The organism is Streptomyces sp. NPDC048411 (assembly GCF_040704695.1).
GTDB lineage: Bacteria > Actinomycetota > Actinomycetes > Streptomycetales > Streptomycetaceae > Streptomyces.
The window spans coordinates 23,101-40,058 of sequence record NZ_JBEZKL010000005.1 but is presented as its reverse complement, the minus strand read 5'-3'; the positions used below and the strand labels follow the sequence as shown (position 1 = coordinate 40,058).

Annotated in this window: 15 protein-coding genes and 1 pseudogene; 5 read left to right on the top strand and 11 right to left on the bottom strand. The window is 69.6% G+C overall.

Annotation, left to right across the window (positions count from 1 at the left end):
* Positions 1-2 precede the first annotated feature (2 nt).
* The 7 genes from AB0915_RS03320 to AB0915_RS03290 form a co-directional block, all read right to left on the bottom strand.
* A complete protein-coding gene (locus AB0915_RS03320; RefSeq protein ID WP_366689464.1) occupies positions 3-392 on the bottom strand; it encodes a cytochrome c oxidase subunit 4 in 390 nt (129 codons plus the stop codon).
* Positions 389-2,023, bottom strand: coding sequence for a cytochrome c oxidase subunit I (gene ctaD, locus AB0915_RS03315; RefSeq protein WP_366689549.1), 1,635 nt, complete (start codon positions 2,021-2,023; stop codon positions 389-391). Before ctaD ends, AB0915_RS03320 begins: the two co-directional genes overlap by 4 nt.
* Before the next feature lie 485 nt (positions 2,024-2,508).
* Positions 2,509-3,756 (bottom strand): styrene monooxygenase/indole monooxygenase family protein, encoded by a 1,248-nt coding sequence (locus AB0915_RS03310; RefSeq protein ID WP_366689463.1) that lies wholly within the window; start codon positions 3,754-3,756, stop codon positions 2,509-2,511.
* Positions 3,757-3,982: 226 nt separating this feature from the next.
* Positions 3,983-4,633: an ATP/GTP-binding protein gene (locus tag AB0915_RS03305; protein ID WP_366689462.1), complete on the bottom strand. Its 651-nt coding sequence runs from the start codon at positions 4,631-4,633 to the stop codon at positions 3,983-3,985.
* Positions 4,614-5,027: a DUF742 domain-containing protein gene (locus tag AB0915_RS03300; RefSeq protein ID WP_366137515.1), complete on the bottom strand. Its 414-nt coding sequence runs from the start codon at positions 5,025-5,027 to the stop codon at positions 4,614-4,616. Before AB0915_RS03300 ends, AB0915_RS03305 begins: the two co-directional genes overlap by 20 nt.
* The gene (locus AB0915_RS03295) at positions 5,024-5,506 is read right to left on the bottom strand and encodes a roadblock/LC7 domain-containing protein (protein ID WP_366689461.1); all 483 of its coding nucleotides are present in this window, start codon (positions 5,504-5,506) and stop codon (positions 5,024-5,026) included. Before AB0915_RS03295 ends, AB0915_RS03300 begins: the two co-directional genes overlap by 4 nt.
* Positions 5,503-8,388, bottom strand: a complete 2,886-nt coding sequence (locus AB0915_RS03290) for a nitrate- and nitrite sensing domain-containing protein (protein ID WP_366689548.1) — start codon at positions 8,386-8,388, stop codon at positions 5,503-5,505. The genes AB0915_RS03295 and AB0915_RS03290 overlap by 4 nt, the downstream gene beginning before the upstream one ends.
* Before the next feature lie 366 nt (positions 8,389-8,754).
* On the opposite strand from AB0915_RS03290, the gene AB0915_RS03285 reads away from it, so the two are divergent.
* Complete coding sequence (locus AB0915_RS03285; RefSeq protein ID WP_366689460.1) at positions 8,755-9,540, top strand: hypothetical protein; 786 nt, start codon at positions 8,755-8,757, stop codon at positions 9,538-9,540.
* A gap of 347 nt (positions 9,541-9,887) precedes the next feature.
* On the opposite strand, the gene AB0915_RS03280 is transcribed toward AB0915_RS03285, so the two are convergent.
* Complete coding sequence (locus tag AB0915_RS03280) at positions 9,888-10,370, bottom strand: MarR family transcriptional regulator (RefSeq protein ID WP_366689459.1); 483 nt, start codon at positions 10,368-10,370, stop codon at positions 9,888-9,890.
* A 242-nt stretch (positions 10,371-10,612) separates the two neighbouring features.
* On the opposite strand from AB0915_RS03280, the gene AB0915_RS03275 reads away from it, so the two are divergent.
* Positions 10,613-11,464: a lysozyme gene (locus AB0915_RS03275; protein ID WP_366689458.1), complete on the top strand. Its 852-nt coding sequence runs from the start codon at positions 10,613-10,615 to the stop codon at positions 11,462-11,464.
* A gap of 174 nt (positions 11,465-11,638) precedes the next feature.
* Positions 11,639-12,403 (top strand): polysaccharide deacetylase family protein, encoded by a 765-nt coding sequence (locus AB0915_RS03270; protein WP_366689547.1) that lies wholly within the window; start codon positions 11,639-11,641, stop codon positions 12,401-12,403.
* On the opposite strand, the gene AB0915_RS03265 is transcribed toward AB0915_RS03270, so the two are convergent.
* Positions 12,391-12,612 carry a hypothetical protein gene (locus AB0915_RS03265; protein WP_366689457.1) on the bottom strand — a complete coding sequence of 74 codons (222 nt, stop codon included), beginning with the start codon at positions 12,610-12,612 and terminating at the stop codon, positions 12,391-12,393. The genes AB0915_RS03270 and AB0915_RS03265 overlap by 13 nt on opposite strands.
* 104 nt (positions 12,613-12,716) lie before the next feature.
* A complete protein-coding gene (gene lon / locus AB0915_RS03260; RefSeq protein ID WP_366689456.1) occupies positions 12,717-15,137 on the bottom strand; it encodes an endopeptidase La in 2,421 nt (806 codons plus the stop codon).
* Between the two features lie 187 nt (positions 15,138-15,324).
* Between lon and AB0915_RS03255 the strand changes: the two are divergent.
* A pseudogene (locus tag AB0915_RS03255) lies at positions 15,325-15,483 on the top strand (nucleotidyltransferase domain-containing protein); the annotation flags it as partial.
* On the opposite strand, the gene AB0915_RS03250 reads toward AB0915_RS03255, so the two are convergent.
* On the bottom strand, positions 15,417-15,779 hold the full coding sequence (locus AB0915_RS03250; RefSeq protein ID WP_366689552.1) for a hypothetical protein: 363 nt from the start codon (positions 15,777-15,779) through the stop codon (positions 15,417-15,419). The pseudogene AB0915_RS03255 and the gene AB0915_RS03250 overlap by 67 nt on opposite strands.
* Positions 15,780-16,124: 345 nt before the next feature.
* Between AB0915_RS03250 and AB0915_RS03245 the strand changes: the two genes are divergently transcribed.
* Entirely contained in the window at positions 16,125-16,817 is a 693-nt protein-coding gene (locus AB0915_RS03245) for a spermidine synthase (protein ID WP_366689455.1), read from the top strand.
* Positions 16,818-16,958 lie beyond the last annotated feature (141 nt).

The following is a 16,958-nucleotide window of genomic DNA, read 5'->3' as shown; positions in this document are numbered from 1 at the left end:
CCTCAGCCCTGCACACGCGCGTACTGGAAGACCATTCCGAACACCCCCGCCAGGACCAGGCCCAGCCCGATCACGAAGAGCCACAGACCGAACACCACACCCAGAGCGAGCAGGGCCACCCCCGCGGCTGTCAGCGACGGCCAGATGCTGTGCGGAGAAAAGAAGCCCACCGGACCGGACCGCTCATGGATCTGCCCGTCCCCGCGGTCCTCGGGACGCTGCCCCTTCCTCCGGTAGTTGGTGGCGAAGAAGAACGTGACCAGCAGCGCCATGAGGAACGAGATGGTAAGCGCCGCCGAGCCTGTCGGATCCCGGGACCACACGGCGTAGAGAACATCGGTCACGAGAAAGAACCCCGCGACTCCGGCGAAGAGAATGGCCTCGGTCTTCATTCGCCCGACTCCTCCTCGGCGCCCGAAATGGCGTGGGGCCCGCCTCGGCCGAGGCCCGGCTTCTCCTTCAGGGGGTGGTGCAGGTCGAAGGCCGGCGAGTCGGAACGTACGCGGGGCAAAGCCCGGAAATTGTGCCTCGGGGGTGGACAGGAGGTCGCCCACTCCAGGGAACGGCCGAACCCCCACGGGTCGTCCACTTCGACCTTCGGTGCGTAACGGCTGGTGTGCCACACGTTGTACAGGAACGGCAGGGTCGACAGGCCGAGCACAAAGGAGCCGATGGACGAGATCGTATTGAGCACGGTGAAGCCGTCCGCTGCGAGATAGTCGGCGTAACGGCGGGGCATTCCGGCCTCCCCCAGCCAGTGCTGGACCAGGAAGGTCAGCTGAAAGCCGACGAACAAGGTCCAGAAATGGATACGTCCGATGCGTTCATCCAGCATGCGTCCGGTCAACTTGGGCCACCAGAAGTAGAAACCGCCGAACATCGCGAAGACCACTGTGCCGAAGAGCACGTAATGGAGGTGGGCGACGATGAAGTACGAATCGGTGAGGTGGAAGTCCAGTGGGGGCGAGGCGATCAGCACCCCGCTGAGGCCGCCGAGGAGAAATGTCACGAGGAAGCCGATCGCCCAGAGCATGGGTGTCTCGAACGTGATACTGCCGTGCCACATGGTGCCGATCCAGTTGAAGAACTTGACACCGGTTGGCACGGCGATGATGAACGACATGGCGGAGAAGAACGGCAGGAGAACGGCTCCCGTAGCGAACATGTGATGGGCCCAGACAACCGCCGAGAGCATGGTGATGCTGATCGTGGCCATGACCATTCCGAAATACCCGAACATCGGCTTCCGACTGAACGCGGGAATGATCTCGCTCACCACTCCGAAGAAGGGCAACGCGACAATGTAGACCTCGGGATGGCCGAAGAACCAGAACAGGTGCTGCCACAGCAGCGCCCCGCCGTAGGCGGAGTCGAAGACATGCGCCCCGAACTTCCGGTCGGCTTCGAGGACGAGCAGCGTGGCAGCGAGCACCGGAAACGCGAGCAGCGCGAGGATCGAGGTGAACAGAACGTTCCAGGTGAAGATCGGCATCCGGAACATGGTCATACCGGGGGCGCGCAGACAGACGATCGTCGTGATGAAATTGACCGATGCCAGGGTCGTACTGATCCCCGACAGCACCAGGCCCATGGTCCAGAGGTCTCCGCCGGCGCCGGGCGAGAAGACGGCACTGTTCAGCGGAGCGTAGGCGAACCAGCCGAAATGTGCCGCGCCGCCGGGCACCACGAATCCGGACACCACGATGATTCCGCCGAAGAGGAAGAGCCAGTAGGTGAGCGCGTTCAGGCGAGGGAAGGCGACGTCGGGCGCGCCGATCTGCAGCGGCATGATGGCGTTCGCGAAGCCGCCGAACATCGGTGTGGCGAACAGCAGCATCATGACGGTGCCGTGGATGGTGAACAGCTGGTTGTACTGTTCCGCGCTGACAATCTGAAGTCCTGGCCGGGCCAGCTCCGCGCGCATGAGCATGGCCAATACTCCGCCCAGCAGGAAGAACCCGAACGCGGTGACCATGTAGAGATTGCCGATGACCTTGTGGTCCGTGGTCGTCAGCCACCCCATGAGTCTCACACCGGCATCGATGCGCCTGTTGGCCACCGGCTCGGCTTCCTGCAGGTCCTGCGCCATCGGTTCTCCGTCCCTCCCGATTGACTCGATGGTGGAGCCTGCCGCCATGGACGGCCCGTACGACTGGCGGTGACACCTCGAATTTCACCGGTTCACCGGTGCTCCGATCGGGTGTCACAGGGGCCCGCCGTATCCGGGATGCTCGGGGGATCATGAGTCAGACAGTGCGTGGAAGGGGGGTGCGGCGTCCTACGGACCCGTGCGGATTCGGGGGGACGGCGGCCAAGCTGACCGATGCCTTCCAAGGAGGAGCAAGGCATCCGCCCTCCTGGAAGGCATCGGCGACGCATATGTGTCCCGCAGGCGCCCATGAAAACCTTGGGAGCTCCCGCCGTGGGCGCCCGAAGAGGGGTCTGTGGGCCGTGCGAGGGCGGCCCACAACCACCAACATTGACCAACGCCAACCGCTGCTTCGCAGGTCAGGTGGCTGATGCGGCCCCGGAGACCTGAGCCAGGTACGCGTTCGTCTTCTCCGGGTCGAAGAAGAAGTTGTCGAAGTCCGCCGGGTTGTTGAACCCGTTGGCGAACCGGTCGGCGACCGGCTGCAGCTGACCGGCGGCGCCGATCAGGTTCAGCACGTGCTCCGGCGGTACGCCGAGCATGGCGTTCGTCCACTTCACGACGTGCTGCGCGGTGTCCCAGTAGCGGTCGAACGTGGACTGCATCCAGTCCGCGTCAAAGGCCTGGTCGCCGTGCTCGATGATCGACTTCAGGTACGCGTCGGCGCACTTGGAGGCGGAGTTGGAACCCTGGCCGGTGACCGGGTCGTTGGCGACGACGACATCCGCCACGCCGAGCACCAGGCCGCCGCTGGGCAGCCGGCCGATCGGCTTGCGCACGGTCGGGGCGTAACGGCCCGCCAGGGTGCCGTTGGCGTCGGTCAGTTCGACCTTGGTGGCGCGCGCGTACTCCCACGGCGTGAACTGCTCCATGAGCTCCAGCGTCTTCGCGAGGTGCTCGGAGGGGTCCTTGATGCCCTGGAAGACGTCCAGCGGGCCACCCGGGATACCCTCCCAGAACAGGATGTCGGCGCGGCCGGACGTGGTCAGGGTCGGCATCACGAAGAGCTCACCGACACCAGGGACCAGGTTGCAACGGACCGCGTCGAACTCGGGATGCTCGGGGCGCGGGCCCATGCCGTGGACGTACGCGACGGCCAGGGCGCGCTGAGGGGCGTCGAACGGCGAACGGGACGCGTCCCGGCCGAACATGGAGACCAGCTCGCCCTTGCCCGCGGAGACCATCACCAGGTCGTAGGTGCGGGAGAAGTAGTCGAGGTCGGAGACGGCCGCACCGTGGATGACGAGCTGTCCGCCGCGCTGGGCGAACGTATCCATCCAGCCGGCCATCTTCACGCGCTGGTCGACGGACTGGGCGAAGCCGTCCAGCTTGCCGACCCAGTCGACGGCGCGCGAGGAGTCGGGGGCGGCGACCGAGACGCCGAGACCCTCGATGCGCGGAGCCTGGGACTCCCAGAAGTTGAGCTTGAGGTCGCGCTCGTGCTGCAGCGCGGTGTCGAACATGCACTGCGTCGACATGACCCGGCCGGACCGGACCTCGTCGGCGGTGCGGTTGGACATCAGGGTGACTTCGTACCCATGGGACTGCAGTCCGAGGGCGAGCTGGAGACCGGACTGGCCGGCTCCGACTATGAGTATCTTCCGCATCGCGGTTCTCCGTTACGTCTACGTGGTACGTGCGCGAGGTGTGTCTAGTGCGGTGAGGGGCACCAGTGCCGTGACCGGCAGTGTTGTCCCATGACGAGCGTGGTCCGGTGCGTGCGATCGCACGGCAGAGGGTCGCCCCGCTCCTGGGCGTATCGGGGCGAGCCCGACAACGCAGCGAGCGGGCGTACCAGGCGTCGCACGGCAGGCGGGACTTTCGAAACACGCCCTAGGCGGGGGCCGCGTCAAAAGCGTGACCCACGAGGGCCAGCAGCGACTCGACGACGGTGATCCTGTTACGCGCGTCCATGATCACAACAGGCACGTCCGGGGGTACGGTCAGGGCCTCCCTGACGTCCTCCGCCTCGTAACCGGGCGTCCCCTCGAAGTGGTTGACGGCCACGATGTACGGCAGTCCGCAGCTCTCGAAGTAGTCGAGCGCGGGGAAGCAGTCGGAGAGCCGCCGGGTGTCGGCGAGCACCACCGCACCGATCGCGCCGCGCACCAGGTCGTCCCACATGAACCAGAAGCGCTGCTGTCCGGGCGTGCCGAACACGTACAGCACGAGGTCGTCGTCGAGCGTGAGACGGCCGAAGTCCATCGCCACGGTCGTGGTGACCTTGTCGGGCGTCGCGGTGAGGTCGTCGGTCTCCTCACTGGCCTGGGTCATCAGTGCTTCGGTCTGCAGCGGGGTTATCTCGGAGACCGATCCCACGAAGGTCGTCTTGCCGACCCCGAACCCGCCCGCAACGACTATCTTCGTGGCGATGGGCGCCCTGGTGTGATCCAACTGCCAGGCCTGGATCGACTCCTCGGCCTGGTCCTCCGGTCCCGGCTGACGCGGGGCGGACAGGAGTGGATCAGAGACGACGGAGTCCATTCAGCACCCTTTCGAGCAGTGCGCGGTCGGGCTGGCCGGTGCCGTGACCGGTCCCGTACACACGGATCTTTCCCTGGTCGGCCAAGTCGCTGAGCAGCACTCGGACCACGCCGAGCGGCATCTTCAACAGGGCCGAGATCTCCGCGACCGTACGCATGCGGCGGCAGATTTCGACAATGGCCTGGAGCTCCGGCATCACCCTCGTGGCGAGGTTGCCGTTGGTGAGCTCGCGGCGCTCCTCGGGCGCTTCCAGCGCGGCCACGAACGTCTCGACGAGAAGGACGTGACCGAAGCGGGTGCGGCCGCGGGTGAGCGAGTACGGGCGGACTCGGGCGGGCCGTCGGTCGGACCCGCGGACCGGGAGCCTCGGGGCGGGTTCAGCAGCGGGCGTCACTGGGCGCTCTCCATCGATTTGCGCAGTTCACTGCGGAGTTCGGGGGTGAGTACGTGTCCGGCACGGCCGACGAAGAGCGCCATGTGGTACGCGATGACGCTCATGTCGCAGTCGGGGGTGGAGTGCACGCCGAGCAGCGAACCGTCACTGATCGACATGACGAAGACGCTGCCCTCGTCCATGGCGACCATGGTCTGCTTGACGCCGCCGCCGTCCATCAGTTTCGCGGCGCCGATGGTGAGGGAGCCGATGCCGGAGACGATGGTCGCCAGGTCGGCGCTGGAGCCTCGGGGGCCGTCCTGCGGGCCGCCTGTCGCTGCGGCTGTCTGGCGGCCGGGGTCGGAGGAGAGCAGCATCAGTCCGTCGGACGAGACAACGGTGACCGAATGGACCCCTGGCACCTCCTCCACGAGATTGCTCAGCAACCAGTGAAGGTTCCGGGCCTCGGTGCTCAGCCCGAATGTGCTGGGCGCAGTCAACTGCGTGCCTCCTCGACTGTGTCCCCCGTCTCATCGGTTCGACCGCCGAAATGGTCTGCCCGCTCGGTCTGCTCGGTCTGCGCGGTCTGCGCGGTGCCGGCACCGGTGACGGCACCGTCGGCGATCTCCGCCTCGACGTCGCGGCGGCCGTCCTTCGCCCCCTGGTGGAAACCGCCGAGGCGGCGGCGCAGCTCGTCCTTGTCCAGACTGCCCCTGCGCTCGGCGGTGGGGACGGCGGGCTTGACGACCTTGGGGGTGCGCTTGGGAAGGCCCTTGTCGGTGATGCGTTCGGCCTGCGGCTCCGGCTGCCGGGGGCCGGGAAGGGCCTCGGCGGCGGACGCCGGGGAAGGAGCCGGGGCGGTGAAGAGCTCCGGGGTCTCGTCCGCGGTGCGCTCGTGGCGGTCGGGGCCGATGGCGTACGGGTCGGGGGCCGCCGGGGTCTCATGGGCCGGTGCGGCCGACGGGGCCGGCTGAGCCGCGGGGACGTTCCGGAGCCCCGGGAGCCGGACCTGCATCGTGGTCTCGGACTCGGACTCGTCGGGGACGACCGGCTCGGGTTCCGCCGGAGCGGGCGCCTCCGCCGGAGCGGGCGCCTCCGCCTGGGCCGGGTCCGATGCCGACTCGCGGATCGCCTGCTCGGCGGCGGCGATCAGCGGGTCGGCGGGCAGCGCGAGCGTCCGGCCCGGCAGGGCATTGGAGTTGGCCTCGGCGACCGATCCGGGCAGGTTCAGCGCGGGTGCGTCCCCCGGCGCGGTGACGGGCGGCGGCGTGGCGCCGGGCGGCGCCTTCGGCAGCAGCGCCTGCGGCAGCACGACGACCGCCGTCACCCCGCTGCCCTTGTGCTCGCGCAGCTGGACCCGCACCCCGTGGCGCGCCGCGAGCAGCGACGTCACCTGGAGTCCGAGGCCCGCGCCGTCGGCGCTCTGCTCGCCCGCCGTGAACGAGGACGGGTCGGCCAGGCGGGCGTTGAGCTCATCCATCCGTACGGACGACATGCCGATGCCCTCGTCCTGCACGGAGAGCATCACCTCGCCGGTCTCCAGCAGCCAGCCGGAGAGCTCGACATGCGAGTCGGGCGGCGAGAAGGAGGTCGCGTTCTCCAGGAGTTCGGCCACCAGGTGGCTGAGGTCGTCGGCGGCGAAACCGGCGAGCTGGGCGTGCGGCGGCAGGGACTGGATGGTGACCCGCTCGTACCGCTCGATCTCGCTGACGGCCGCGCGCAACACGTCGACCAGCGGGATCGGGCCGGAGTGCCCGTGGCTGTGCTCGGCGCCCGCGAGGACCAGCATGTTCTCGCTGTGGCGTCGCATGACCGTGGCCATGTGGTCGAGCTTGAAGAGGGTGGCGAGCCGCTCCGGGTCCTGCTCGCGGTCCTCCAGGCTCTCGATGACGCCGAGCTGGCGTTCGACGAGGCCGAGGGTGCGCAGCGAGAGGTTGACGAAGGTGTGATGGACCGTGTTCTTGAGCCGCTCCAGCTGGGTGGTCAGATCGGCGGTGCGGGCCTGGAGTTCGGCGCACTGGACCGTGAGGGCCTCGCGTCCGGCGATCAGTTCGCCGCGCTCGTTCTCCAGATTCTCGAACCGGCCGTTGAACTCGTGGAGCAGCCCGTGCAGCTGGCCGTGCAGGGCGTTGAGGGATCGAACGACCTGGGCGAACTCGTCGTTGCGGCCGGTGTAGCGGACCGGCTCGGCGGTGGCGGGCTCCGCGGCGAGGCGGGCGGCGCCGATCCGCAGGACGGCGAGCGGCTGGGTCAGCGTACGGGCCACGGCGGTGGAGACGCCGACGGCGATCAGCAGACAGCCGCCGAGGAGCGCGATGCGCAGTTCGAGAGCGGTGACGTCGTCGTCGCGCAGCTGCTCCAGGCGTCGCACCTGGTCCGTGCCGAGGGCGGACTCGACGCTGCGCATCCGGTCGACGCGGGCGGAGAGTGCCGCCTCGACCTTCTTCCGGTCGGCCTTCTGGTCGGAGTCCGACAGCTCGGGACGGTCGGTGAGTGCGGCGAGGTACTTCTCCGCGCGGTTGACCTCGGGCCCGGTGACGGTGGAGGAGAGCTTCCCGCGGGCGGTGCTGCCCGCGGCCTGGTCGAAGTCGGCGAGCGAGGAGAGCTCGCGCACCCTGGCCTGCTGGGCGGCGGCGCTCAGCGCGTCACGGTTGCGGTCGTCCTCGCTGCTGCCCTCGTCCTGGCTCTGGACGGGCAGCCCGGTGAACGGGTCGATCTGCGGGACCGTGGCCTCTTCGCGGGGCACGGAGAGCGCGGCGATCAGCAGCCCGCGAGTGGCGGAGGCCTGATCGGCGGCCCGGCCGAGGGCGAGGGGCGCACGGGTGGCCTCGGCGGCCCGCGGCGGGGTCTTCTCGGCAAGGTCGTCGGCGAGGTCGTGGAGCTTGGCGATGACCTCGGAGTACGCCTGGTGGGCGTCGAGTGCCGAGCCCTTGCCGGTGAGGGCGGTGCGGCGCAGGGAGGGGATCGTGGAGAGGTCGCGGCGCAGCGCGGCGGGAGCCGTGGCGCGGATCTCGTCGATCTGCTGGTCGACGCGGGCGCGGGGGCCGTCGTTCTTCGCGCCGGACTTCCCGTCCCGGCCGCCCGCAATATAGGCGGTGACTTCGTCGCGCTCGTCCGCGAGGGAGTGGGCGAGGGCCACCGCCTGCTGGTTCAGCTGGGCAAGGGTGACCAACCGCTGGGACTCGGTCAGTTCGGTGGAGGCGCCGAGGGCCGCGGGCGTGCCCGCGGCGATGACGGTGATGCCGACGACCGCGACGCCGGCGACCAGCCGGCTGCGTACGCGGACGGTGCGCCGGGTCGGCTCACTCCCGCTCGGCGCCGGAGGTGTCACCCCGGTACTTCTTTGCTCGCTGCCTTTGCTCCGCGGCCGCTTCTTCTGCACCGGTGCTCGCAATCTTGACTCGTCCACCCTTGAAGCAGAGGTGACGCACGTTCATATGTGGAAGGACACCCCGACCCCTGGTACGGCTTCCGACCATTCCAGTGCTTTTGAGAGGGGGGCGCGCATCAACCGCTCCGCCACCTGAACGAGTGAACATCACTCCGGAGTTGACGAACAAGTCTCCCCTCGGGCGCCGCAGCCCACACCTGGATCACCGGCTGGAACTTCCGCCCGGGCTTTGGCAGGATGCCCGCCCGCACCCGGCGCGGAGCCACCCCTTCCGCTCAAGCCTCCCCACTGACCTGCCTGTACGGCCCAACGCCACGATCGTGCAGGCCCCGTGAAGGCGTCGTGCAGACTGGCCGTATGCGCATCGAACTCGCCTCGGTCCCCGGTAGTCCCGAGCGCCCCAACGAGGACTGGGCAGCCACCGCGCTCCCCGCTTCCGGCGGGGGTGGCACGTTGGTTCTGCTCGACGGAGTCACTCCGCCACGGGGGGACGACGGTTGTGTGCACTCCGTACCCTGGTTCACCGCGCGGCTGGGCGGGGCGCTGGTCGAACTGTCGGGTTCGCGGCGGGATCTGACGCTCACCGAGATCCTCGCCGAGTCCATCAGGCGCACCGCCGACACCCATCGCACCTTGTGTGACCTTTCTCACGTACGCACCCCACAGGCGACCGTTGTCGTGGTGCGCTGGGACGGGGAAGCGATCGAACACCTGGTGCTCTCCGACTCCGTACTGCTGTTCGAGTCACCGGACGGAACGGTGCGCGCGCTGCTCGACGACCGGCTCGACCGGCTGCCGCCGGGCTCGCTGGCCACCGAGGCGATCGCCGATACGCGGGTACGGAACAAGGAGGGCGGCTTCTTCACCGCTGCCGCAGACCCCGGGGTGGCGGTCCGCGCCGTGACCGGGCGGACGCCTCTCACCGAGGTGCGGGCGGTGGCCGCACTGACGGACGGGGCGAGCCGCTGGACGGAGATGTTCCATGAGGGCGACTGGGCGGCCTGCCTCGCGGTGCTCCACAAAGAGGGCACACAGGGGCTGATCGACCGGGTGAGGGCCCTGGAGGACGCGGACACGGAGCGTGCGCATCTGCGGCGCAGCAAGACGCACGACGACGCGACGGCGGTCTACGTGGTGCTGTAACGGCCTCCCCCGCGACAGGGAGTGGATCAGCGAGCGGCGCCGTGCGACTTCGACGGCAAGGCGGAGGACGGAGTCGACGCGGAGGGGGCACCTCCCACGCCCTTAAGGCTGTGGGGGAGTCGGTGACCGACGACAACGCCGAAGGGGGCCCCTCCCTGCTCGAGCGAAGCCGAGAGCTTGGGGGAGCGGTCGCAGGGCGCCGCGAGCCCACTCCCTATCGCGGGGAAGGCCGTAGGTCACCCGGGTGCGGGGTCGGCCCACGCCGGCGGCGTGGGCGGTTTCCGCGGGGCGGAGGCCGGAGAGCACCCGCGGATGCCCGGCCGGGCCGGGTTCGGGCCCGGCCGTCGTCAGTCCTCGGCCCGCGCGTTCAATTGGTGCAGCAGCCGTGCCAATTCCGCCACCTCGGTCCGGTCCCAGTCGGCGAGCTTGCTCACATACCGTTCGCGGCGCGCGTCGCGGACGCTGCGGAAGCGCGCAAGCCCCTCGTCGGTGAGATGGACGAGGAAGGCCCGCCCGTCGGCCGGATCGGGCTCGCGCGCCACCAGTCCGAGCTCCTCCAGGGCGCGCAGTTGACGGCTCATGGTCGCCTTCCCCACGCCGAAGTACGCGGCGAGGTCGGTGGCCCGCTGCTGCCCCACCGACTCCAGCCGTACGAAGAGTCCGTACGCCGCGGCCTCCAGCTCGGGATGGACCTCCCGTGCCATCTCGCCGGAACTGGCCCGCGCGCGGCGCAGAAAGACAGCCAATTCCCGCTCCAGTGCCAGGAATTCGTGGTCCGCACCACTCCCTCCGGTCGCGCCGGGTTCACTACCGCTTTCGCTCCCGTGCACGTCAACACTCCTCATGAGCTTTCCTGCCGCTGAAAATTTCTTGCGCCGCCGGTCATCACCGCAGCTCCGCCAGTATTTCGCAGGCGTAGACCAACGGCACCGCCCAGGCCCTCTTCCGCCGCGCGGGTCTACGTGCGTAGCGTCATATCTGGCATGTCCACACCATGACATGCCGCAGGGGGTGCGCCGAGCCGCCCCCCTGGGTCTGCAGATCCCCCCACCGAGGCCTCGGAGGCACGCACATGCCCGTGCACAGATCCGGATCCGGAAAGACCCGCCGCTCACGTCTGGCGGCACTGGGAACCCTCCTCGCAGCACTTTCGCTTCTGCTCACCCTGCCCGGCGCGGCCATCGCAGCCGACTCCCCCACGGCCGCCGCCAAGAAGCCCACGCGCGGGTCGGCCACGATGGGCATGGGCGTCATCGCCCACGACGGCCAGGGCGGCCTGCCGGGCGGCACGCTTGTCGCCCAGACCGAAGGCGTGGACGTCAGCAGCCACCAGGGCAACGTCGACTGGGCGACTCTCTGGAACAGCGGCGTCCGGTGGGCCTACACCAAGGCCACCGAGGGCACGTACTACACGAATCCCTACTTCGCGCAGCAGTACAACGGCTCGTACAACGTCGGCATGATCCGCGGTGCGTACCACTTCGCCACCCCGGACACCACGAGCGGCGCCACCCAGGCCAACTACTTCGTGGACCACGGGGGCGGCTGGTCGAGGGACGGCAAGACGCTGCCCGGCGTGCTCGACATCGAGTGGAACCCGTACGGCGCGCAGTGCTACGGCAAGACGCAGGCCGGCATGGTCTCCTGGATCCGCGACTTCGTGAACACGTACAAGGCGCGCACCGGGCGTGACGCGGTCATCTACACCGCGACCAGCTGGTGGACGACCTGCACCGGGAACAATGCGGGCTTCGGCACCACCAACCCGCTGTGGGTGGCCCGTTACGACACCACGGTCGGCACGCTCCCGGCCGGCTGGGGCTACTACACGATCTGGCAGTACACGTCGTCCGGCCCGTACGTCGGCGACCACAACCACTTCAACGGCGCTCTCGACCGCGTACAGGCACTCGCCAACGGCTGAGCCTCCGCTCCCCGGAGCCCCGGTGACGCACCCCGTCACCGGGGCTCCCGCACGCCTCCACCGTCACCTCCGCCTCCGTCCACGCCACTATGCACTCAACGTATACACCCCGTGTATAGTCCCTGAACATCGCACGCCGGGTGCGCTGTTCAGTCGTGAGGGAGTGACGTGATCTTGCCCAGGAAGACGAAGTCGGTCGGTACGGGGTTGGCCGTCGCTCTTGTGACGGCAGTCACTCTCACGCTGACCGGCTGCTCGATACAGACCACGGCCCCGGGCTCGGCGCGGGGGGACGCCGCCTCCGACGCCAAGGGCTCGTTCGGCCCGGTGGACTGCCGCAAGGCGAAGTGCATAGCGCTGACCTTCGACGCGGGGCCCGGCGAGGACACCCCGCACCTGCTGGACATCCTCAAGGAGAAGAAGGTGCACGCCACCTTCTTCCTGCTCGGCAAGAACCACGTGCTGAAGCACCCCGACACGGTGCGCCGCATCGAGGCGGAGGGCCACGAGGTGGCCAACCACACCTGGTCGCACAAGATCCTGACGGACCGGAAGCCCGCCGACATACGTGCCGAGCTGGAGAAGACGCAGGACGCGATAGCGAAGATCACCGGCAAGAAGCCGCGGCTGATGCGCCCGCCGCAGGGCCGTACCGACGACACGGTCTCCGGCGTCAGCAAGGACCTGGGGCTCTCGCAGATCCTCTGGAGCGCCACCGCCAAGGACTACTCGACGACCGACTCCGCACTGATCAAGAAGCGGATACTCGACCAGGCGAGCAAGGACGGCATCATCCTGCTGCATGACATCTACAAGGGGACCGTGCCCGCGGTGCCGGGCATCATCGACGCGCTGAAGGAGCGCGGCTACACCCTGGTGACGATCCCGCAGCTGATGGCCCCCGCCGAGCCGGCGCCGGGGACCGTCTACCGCCCCTGAGCCGTCACGACGCGCAGCAGGACCCCGGCGCCGGTACGCCGGCGCCCTTGAACGGTGCCGTCCCGGTTCCCCCAGCGCATAGCGAGCCGCTTCTCGTCCGCCCCCTCGCCGGCCGGGCGCACCACGGAGTCCACGGGGACGGCGGTCCGGCCCACGGACCGCGGCAGCAGCGTGGCCTTTCCGCGCCCCGCCCGGACGCGGAACAGCACGTTCCGGCACCCGGACAAGCGGAACGGCCCGCACCACCCTTTCGGGTGGCGCGGGCCGTCCGACCGGCCGCGCACGTCGTGCCACGCCCGTCACGCCATGGCGCTCACGCCGCGGCCGGGACCCTCTCCTCCGCCCCGGCCGTGGCCGGGGCGAGGGCGATCTCCAGCACCTGGCGGACATCGGTCACCGGGTGGACCTCCAGCTTCTCCAGGACCTCGGCCGGGACGTCGTCCAGATCGGCCTCGTTCCGCTTGGGGATCACCACGGTGGTGATACCGGCCCGGTGGGCGGCCAGCAGCTTCTGCTTCAGCCCGCCGATCGGCAGCACCCGTCCCGTCAGCGACACCTCACCAGTCATCGCCACATCCGTACGGACCAGCCGCCCGGAGAGCAGCGAGGCCAGCGCCGTCGTCATCGTGATACCGGCACTCGGACCGTCCTTGGGCACCGCGCCCGCCGGGAAGTGGATGTGCGCCCCCCGGTCCTTGAGGTCGGCGACGGGCAGTTCCAGCTCGGCGCCGTGCGAGCGCAGGAAGCTCAGCGCGATCTGCGCGGACTCCTTCATGACGTCGCCGAGCTGACCGGTGAGGGTCAGTCCGGCCGCGCCGGTCTCCGGGTCGGCCAGCGACGCCTCGACGAACAGCACGTCACCACCGGCGCCGGTCACCGCGAGTCCGGTCGCCACGCCCGGCACCGCGGTGCGGCGCTCGGCCGGGTCCTGGGCGGACTCGGGGACGTGGTGCGGCCGTCCGACGAGACCCCGCAGGTCCTCGTCGGTGACGGTGAACGGGAGCTCCCGGTCGCCCAGTTCGTGCTGGGCCGCGACCTTGCGGAGCAGCCGGGCGACGGCCCGCTCCAGGTTGCGTACGCCCGCCTCACGGGTGTACTCGCCGGCCAGCTTGCGCAGCGCCGACTCGTCGAGCGTCACCTCGCCCTCCTCCAGACCGGCCCGCTCCAGCTGGCGCGGGAGCAGGTGGTCGCGGGCGATGACGACCTTCTCGTCCTCGGTGTAGCCGTCGAGCCTGACCAGCTCCATGCGGTCGAGCAGCGCCTCCGGGATGGCTTCCAGGACATTGGCGGTGGCCAGGAAGACGACGTCGCTGAGGTCGAGTTCGACCTCCAGGTAGTGGTCACGGAAAGTGTGGTTCTGCGCCGGGTCGAGGACTTCGAGGAGCGCCGCGGCCGGGTCGCCGCGGAAGTCGGAGCCGACCTTGTCGATCTCGTCGAGCAGGACGACCGGGTTCATGGAACCGGCCTCCTTGATGGCGCGGACGATGCGCCCGGGGAGCGCACCGACGTACGTACGCCGGTGGCCTCGGATCTCCGCCTCGTCCCGCACACCGCCGAGCGCGACGCGGACAAACGTGCGACCCATGGCGTGCGCGACGCTCTCACCCAGGGACGTCTTGCCGACGCCGGGCGGTCCGACGAGGGCCAGCACCGCCCCGCCCCGACGCCCGCCCACGACCCCGAGGCCGCGTTCGGCACGGCGCTTGCGCACCGCGAGATACTCGGTGATCCGTTCCTTCACGTCCTCCAGGCCCGCGTGCTCGGCATCGAGGATCTCCTTGGCCGCGCGGATGTCGTACGCGTCCTCGGTCCGTTCGGTCCACGGCAGTTCGAGGACGGTGTCCAGCCAGGTTCGGATCCAGGAGCCCTCGGGGCTCTGGTCGGACGAGCGCTCCAGCTTGCCGACCTCCTTGAGCGCGGCCTCACGGACATGCTCGGGAAGATCGGCGGACTCGACGCGCGCCCGGTAGTCGTCGGACTCGCCCTCCGCGTCGCCGTTGAGCTCGGACAGCTCCTTGCGTACGGCTTCCAGCTGGCGTCGCAGCAGGAACTCGCGCTGCTGCTTGTCGACGCCCTCCTGGACGTCCTTGGCGATGGACTCGGCGACGTCCTGTTCGGCGAGGTGTTCGCCGAGCCACTGGATGGCGAGCTTCAGCCGGGCGACCGCGTCGGCGGTCTCCAGGAGCTGCACCTTCTGAGTGGTGGTGAGGAACGGTGAGTAACCCGAATTGTCGGCAAGCGCGGAGATGTCGTCGATCTGCTGGACCCGGTCCACGACCTGCCAGGCGCCGCGCTTCTTCAGCCAGCTGGTGGCGAGGGCCTTGTACTCCTTGACCAGCTCGGCGGCGACGCCGGGGAGCGGCTCGGGAGCCGAGACGTCCACGCGGGTCCCCTCGACCCAGAGTGCACCCCCGGGTCCAGTGGTTCCGGCCCCGATCCGCACGCGGTCACGGCCGCGGATGAGGGCGCCCGGGTCTCCGTCGGAGAGCCGGCCGACCTGCTCGACGGTGCCGAGTACACCGATCCCGGTGTAGGTCCCGTCGATCCGCGGCACCAGCAGCACCTCGGGCTTGCCGCCACCCGGACGGGCGGCGGCCTGAGCAGCCTCGACGGCGGCCCGGACATCGGTGTCGGACAGGTCCAGAGGAACCACCATTCCGGGCAGCACCACCTCGTCGTCGAGTGGCAGCACAGGCAAGGTGAGCGGAGTGACCGCGTTGGACTCAGTAGCCATGATCTCCCCTTCGGCACTCAAGTTGAGTTATACGGACTCAATGCTCCTGAGCGTCTTTATGTTCCCGGGGTCGTGTTCGCTCTCAGCGATCTTCTTCCACCCGCCCGTCACCTGCGAAAACCACTCGGCAGCCGCGGCACGCACCTGGCACAGTGCCCGTATGACCGACAACGGCCGCCGCGGATCTCTGGGTAAGAGAGGACTGGCCGACGACGGGACGATCCGACACGAAGGCTCACTGAGCCGCCTGCCGGCGGCGTTCACCCCCCGCGCCTACCTCTACGGCAGCATTCCGCGCGGCACGGCCATTCCCGGCGTCTCCGATCTGGACCTGCTGCTCGCCCTGCGGCCGACCCTGCCGTTCTCGGCCTGCTCATCGACGATCTGCTTGGCCGGCTGCCGAGTACGTCGTGGTACACGGCGAGGAGGCACCGCGCCCATGACCGCCCCGACCCGACCCTCGCGCCGGTGCAGGAGCGGCCAGTAGGCCACCCCGACCAGCAGGGCGAGCGGATGCCCCCAGCCGGTGAGCGGATCGGTGAACACGAGCAGATCGTGCGCCAGCACCACCCCGACGCCGCCCAGCACCAGGGCGCGGACCAGCGGGGTGAGCAGTCCGGCGAGCGCGCCGACACTCGCCATCGGCCGGGTCGGCGGCGCTGATCGGTGCCCGGCTGAGCCGGCTGCCGATGACGGTCTACGGCGGCGCGGTCCACCTGGCGGCGCCCCGCACCCCCGGTGGCGCGGCCGCCCCTCTGGGCCTGGCCGATGCAGCCGGGGCCGCAGGGGGCGGCGTGGGCGGTGGCAGTGGCGGCGTACGTGGCCGGCGGGGCGCTCCTCGTGGTGCGCGGCGCACGGCCGGAGCCCGTTTGACCACGTCTTTCGCCTCCCCGCGCCCCGTACGGATCTGGCAATTGGCTGGTCCCGGCCGCGCGGCCGGGCGAGGATGGCAGGGACTCACCCCCCCCTCTACCGGAGACCGAGGACATGCCCACCGCCGACCGCCATACCGCCCACAGCCCCGTCACGCTCGACCGCCGCGAAGGACCGTACGGGGAGGTCGTCCTGCGGGAGCGGGGTGACGATTTCGAGATCATCGCCAACGGCTGCTTCCTGATGGACACCGCGGACGGTCGCTCCGAGCGGCTGCTGATCGACGCGGCGCTTGCCGCGCTGCCCGCCGGGCGGCCGGACCCGGCGGTGCTGATCGGCGGCCTCGGGGTCGGCTTCTCCCTCTCCCACGCGGCAGCCGAGCCGCGCTGGGGGCGGATCGCGGTCGTCGAGCGGGAGCAGGCGATCATCGACTGGCACCGGGGTGGCCCGCTGGCCCGGATCACCGGTGCCGCACTCGCCGACCCGCGGACCGAGATCCTGGCGACGGATCTGGTTGCGTACCTTCGCACGACTACGGACCGTTACGACGCGCTGTGCCTGGACATCGACAACGGACCGGACTGGACCGTCACCGACGACAACGGCAGCCTGTATGCGCCCGCCGGTCTCGCCGACTGCCGGGAGCGGCTGAATCCGGGCGGAGTACTCGCGGTCTGGTCCGCGCAACCGTCCGCCCACTTCGAACAGGCCTTGCGGAATGCCGGATTCAGCGGCGTAAGGACGGAAGAGGTGCAGGTTGCCCGAGGTGTGCCCGACGTGGTTCATCTCGCACTTCGGACCGCCTGAGGTCCCCCACCGGGTATGCGCGGCCCCGGACGCCCGGGGGCCAAGCGCCACAAGGCAGACACTCCGCCTCCTCCGCGCGTCCAACCCGTTCCTGTGCCGTTACACCCTGCGTAGCCGGGAGCCGTCCGGTGGCTCTACGCT

What these genes read in the sequence shown, in the direction of transcription:
- AB0915_RS03320 (WP_366689464.1), bottom strand. Translation starts at nt 392, where the DNA reads ATGAAGACCGAGGCCATTCTCTTCGCCGGAGTCGCGGGGTTCTTTCTC.
- ctaD (WP_366689549.1), bottom strand. Translation starts at nt 2,023, where the DNA reads ATGGGGTGGCTGACGACCACGGACCACAAGGTCATCGGCAATCTCTAC.
- AB0915_RS03310 (WP_366689463.1), bottom strand. Translation starts at nt 3,756, where the DNA reads ATGCGGAAGATACTCATAGTCGGAGCCGGCCAGTCCGGTCTCCAGCTC.
- AB0915_RS03305 (WP_366689462.1), bottom strand. Translation starts at nt 4,633, where the DNA reads ATGGACTCCGTCGTCTCTGATCCACTCCTGTCCGCCCCGCGTCAGCCG.
- AB0915_RS03285 (WP_366689460.1), top strand. Translation starts at nt 8,755, where the DNA reads ATGCGCATCGAACTCGCCTCGGTCCCCGGTAGTCCCGAGCGCCCCAAC.
- AB0915_RS03275 (WP_366689458.1), top strand. Translation starts at nt 10,613, where the DNA reads ATGCCCGTGCACAGATCCGGATCCGGAAAGACCCGCCGCTCACGTCTG.
- lon (WP_366689456.1), bottom strand. Translation starts at nt 15,137, where the DNA reads ATGGCTACTGAGTCCAACGCGGTCACTCCGCTCACCTTGCCTGTGCTG.
- AB0915_RS03250 (WP_366689552.1), bottom strand. Translation starts at nt 15,779, where the DNA reads ATGGCGAGTGTCGGCGCGCTCGCCGGACTGCTCACCCCGCTGGTCCGC.
- AB0915_RS03245 (WP_366689455.1), top strand. Translation starts at nt 16,125, where the DNA reads ATGCCCACCGCCGACCGCCATACCGCCCACAGCCCCGTCACGCTCGAC.